Below are 4,043 nucleotides of genomic sequence, written 5' to 3' on the forward strand. Positions count from 1 at the left end.
GAGTGAGCCGGGATCCAGTTTTTTAGTTTTGAGGGAAAAAATAATTGGATACCGGATAGCTCGATTTTGTGCCCAACGCCCTATATGCCCACTATCATGAGCACATAGGCAGCGTTGGACAAAATCGGCTTCCGGCATGACGGCCAAGACGGATCAAAGTACCTCTTATCCAAAACTCAGGTTATTTTACAGAGTTATCTTCTCCTTCTTTGAAGCTCCTCGCCTTTTCCTTTAGGTTCTGCTGTGGTTGAAGTGCGCCCTGTTTTTGCCATCTTAATTGCTTCTTTCAACGCACCCTCCATCTTAAACACTAAAAGTACGGCGTTGCGACCAGCAGACATATCTTTGAAAACTACATCATGATGTTTTAGTATTGCATCAAATACACTATACACAGTAACACTATAATATTTACCTCCCGGAGCTGGATATTCAAATAGTAGAGGAGATTCCTCTTGGCCTCCTATTTTACGAAATTCAAAGGAGTTATTAATATTTCCATTTATGCGTTGAGCAATAGCTATTTGGAGTACTTGATCCGCAGTTAACGTCTCGAATCGATGGACCTGAGCAGCCTGCTTTAAGACCTGAATCATGCCAATATTAACTACGTTATCTTGGGTAACGCCTCGATCTACAAAAATTTGTTTTATCGAACGTAACCTATTTGCATCAATTTCTAAGTTTCCTACCTCCGTGACTAATTCTTTATACAACTCTACAAGGGGTTTATCAGATATTTCAGTAGCCGTGCTTTGTTGAAAATTGAGGAACGTCACCATTACGATTGCTATAAAATAATAAAAAATTCTCATTTTAATTCTCCTTTTGATTTTAAACACAAATATCTATTTTTATTATTATTATATTTTCATTGTATTGGAATAACCTTAATTAATCATTAAGATTTAACGTATCTTCTCCATATCTCCGGGTAAATCTGAATTTTCCGATTCTAATCCGTTGATTTCTGGTGATAATTTTTCGCCAACAGAGCTATTTACCCGGAGATGTGGAGAAGATACAACAAATGACCCTGTTGTTTATAAAATAATTGGATCCTGAATCGCAAAGATTTTCCAATTCGCGCGACTTACAGTCGCACGTTCGGAAAATCAGCGTTCAGGATGACGGCCCGTGGGTAGAAAGTGCAGTTATTTCATATCCAAAGTTTGATACATTAACATAAAAATGATATCATAACCATGGTGATAAATTAAAAAAAAAGGAACATCGTTATGATTAACAAAACTCAGACTTCTTTGCTTGTGGGAGCGTTGACTTTGACTATAGCATATGCACACAATTCTTTTGCTCATGTTTACGATGCCGTCTTAAATGGCGACGATCTCACATCCGAACATAGCCACGACAAGGGCGGTTCCCTTCCGCCACAATCAAAATCCACCTCAGGACATAGTGCTGATGATAACGCATTAAATGGCAATGATCTCACATCCGAGTATAGTCATGACAAGGGTAGTTCCCTTCCTCCACAATCAAGGCATGTCTCAAGAAGTGGTGCTGTTGCCAGACTAAACGGCGATGATCTCACTGCTGAATATAGCCACGACAAAGGCAGTTCCCTTCCGCCACAGTAAGCGATACGAAATATAGAAAAATGGGGAGTTCTCCACCAAGCACTCCCCTACTCTACTCCTTTGAACTTATGAATTTTTTGCAAAGGGTCATCCCCCCCTTTCACACTTCTCCTACATCGCGTAACATAATCTTAGGCAAAAAATAACATAATTGGAAATCCGCATGCCCTTAGATTCCATTAAAGCCATTTTAATGCTGTTAGGTATTGTGGTTGCAACGTCCTGGGTGTTTTGGCGTTTAAAGCTGCCGATTTTGTTGGGCTATATCGTTATAGGGGTCTTTGTGGGCCCTCATGTACTTGGATGGATCGTTGATGCCAAAGTAATCCGGCATGTGGCTGAATTCGGTATTGTTTTGTTGCTATTTACCATCGGGCTCAAATTTTCCTGGCGCCGACTGTTTTCCATGTCGCATTTGGTTTTTGGCTATGGTGGGCTGCAAGTCTTGTTTTGTATCCTGGCCACTTTGTTGGTTGGAAATTGGATTGGTCTCACCCTGGCCCAATCCATTGTCATCTCAGGAGTGATTGCCACCTCTTCCACCACCCTGGTACTCAAGCAATTGTCGGATCAGGGCGATCTGCGCTCACAGCAAGGATACAATGCCATTGGCATTTTGTTGTTCCAGGATTTGGCTGTGATTCCTTTTCTGGTGATTATTCCAAGCCTTGTGACTCAGTACTTAGGCGTCGTGCTTATTTTTTCCCTGGCCAAGGGTGTGTTGGCCATCGTTATCATTTTAGGACTTGGGCGTTGGATTTTAAGGCCACTCTTCCACCGCATTGCTGAAACTGGGTCCAGTGAATTGTTTACCTTTGTGGCACTTTTGGTGGTTCTTGGATCAGCTTGGTTTTCACACATGCTTGGTTTATCCCATGCCCTGGGATCGTTTGTGGCGGGTGTGTTGCTAGCTGAAACCGAGTTTCGGCATCAACTGGATGTTGAAATGCGCCCCTTTAGGGATGTGTTGCTGGCGCTCTTTTTTATATCAATCGGCATGGAGTTTGAAATTGTTAAAATTCCTGAAACCTGGCCATGGATATTCCTACTATTTTCTGCCCTGGTGGTGTTCAAAGCGGTATTAATCTCAATACTTGGTTTGTTATTTGGCTTGCATCGCAGCATATCACTGCAAACTGGTATCATTCTGGCCCAAGGCAGTGAGTTTGGTTTTAGCATTTTGTTTCTGGCCAGCCGGTACAATGTCTTGCCACCTGACTATAGTGAAGTGGTCTTGGGCGCTTTGTTAATGAGTATTGCCGTCTCTTCCCTGTTGATCCACTATCACCGGTGTTTAGCCACATTTGTTGACGGCATTGCACAATTCATTTTTCCGTTTTTAAAGACAAGAGCTGTTGTACTGCCTGAAGCAGAACTTATCCCCACAGGTCTTAGGGAGCATGTGATTATTTGTGGCTTTTCTGAAATTGGTCATGCAACTGCCAAAGTCTTGGATCAACTCAAGATTCCCTATGTGGCTCTCGATACCAACAGCAAAGTTATCCAGTATGCAAAGCAGATTGGCTGCCCGATTATCTATGGTAACGCTAAGCAGTACGATCTGTTAAAAGCCGCGGGAATCGAAGAAGCAACAGCCATCATCTTAACCCTTAGCTCGGAAGAAGAATCTTTGGGTATTATCAAGCAAATCCAGCAACGCTACAAGCAAGTCTCTATCATTTGTAAATGTATCAAGAACAGTCAAATAAAAGCATTCTTAAATGCCGGGGCGCATTTCGTGGTCTCTCAAGAGCAAGAAACCAGTCTTGGTTTAGCCAAAGCCGTGTTGTCCAAGTTCGACTTTTCTAAACAAGAGATACGAGAGATCTTAAGGCAAAGCAAGCTTTAATAGACAAGCATCGCAACATCAGCAACTCGAAAAAAAGTGATCCCAATTTGAAAAACTTGGCTCTTTTGAAAAATGAGTGGGTAAGTCAAATTTTATGTCGGTGAGCAGTGTGTATTGAGTTTGTTAAAATCTGAATCTCCTGCAAGTAAATAAATCATTGTTTTAAATGATTTATTCTTATCCCATTTTACTTTTCTTTTTACTGCTTGTTTGTTGGAAGTTCGTGGGGGCGGCAATGAGCCCCCAGATGTTTTTCAAAAGAGCCAAAAACTTTTCTCTTGAAAAATCTTTTGGTTTCAGTGGCTTCGTTGAAAATTGAGAATAATTGTTTTTTTTTTGCTTTTTACTATTGATTTTAGAAAAATTTTAGCTTAATCTGTATCTTACGCGATAGAGGGTGCAGACACACACCTCTACCGCTACCACCGGCTGATCTTAAGAGGATCAAACCAATGATAGTGACAATATACGCGTTCTTATTTCGTTTTGCCAGTGCAAACGTGTGCTTGCAAGATGCTGCCGCTTGGCTGCCTTTTGGAGTAGGATGTAATGTAGAGTTGCTATTGTCTAAGCTTGTGGGGGGCTCCGGAGCT

Annotated in this window: 3 protein-coding genes; 2 read left to right on the forward strand and 1 reads right to left on the reverse strand. The window is 41.6% G+C overall.

Features of this window, described 5'->3' with window-relative positions; all coding sequences use genetic code 11:
* Nucleotides 1-194 precede the first annotated feature (194 nt).
* Nucleotides 195-815: a hypothetical protein gene (locus ABFQ95_07900; protein ID MEN8237444.1), complete on the reverse strand. Its 621-nt coding sequence runs from the start codon at nt 813-815 to the stop codon at nt 195-197.
* 423 nt (nt 816-1,238) lie between these two features.
* Between ABFQ95_07900 and ABFQ95_07905 the strand changes: the two genes are divergently transcribed.
* Nucleotides 1,239-1,601, forward strand: coding sequence for a hypothetical protein (locus ABFQ95_07905; protein ID MEN8237445.1), 363 nt, complete (start codon nt 1,239-1,241; stop codon nt 1,599-1,601).
* A 163-nt stretch (nt 1,602-1,764) separates the two neighbouring features.
* Complete coding sequence (locus tag ABFQ95_07910; protein MEN8237446.1) at nt 1,765-3,450, forward strand: cation:proton antiporter; 1,686 nt, start codon at nt 1,765-1,767, stop codon at nt 3,448-3,450.
* Nucleotides 3,451-4,043: the final 593 nt, after the last annotated feature.

It is taken from the genome of Pseudomonadota bacterium (assembly GCA_039714795.1).
In the GTDB taxonomy this organism is placed as follows: domain Bacteria; phylum Pseudomonadota; class Alphaproteobacteria; order JAGOMX01; family JAGOMX01; genus JBDLIP01.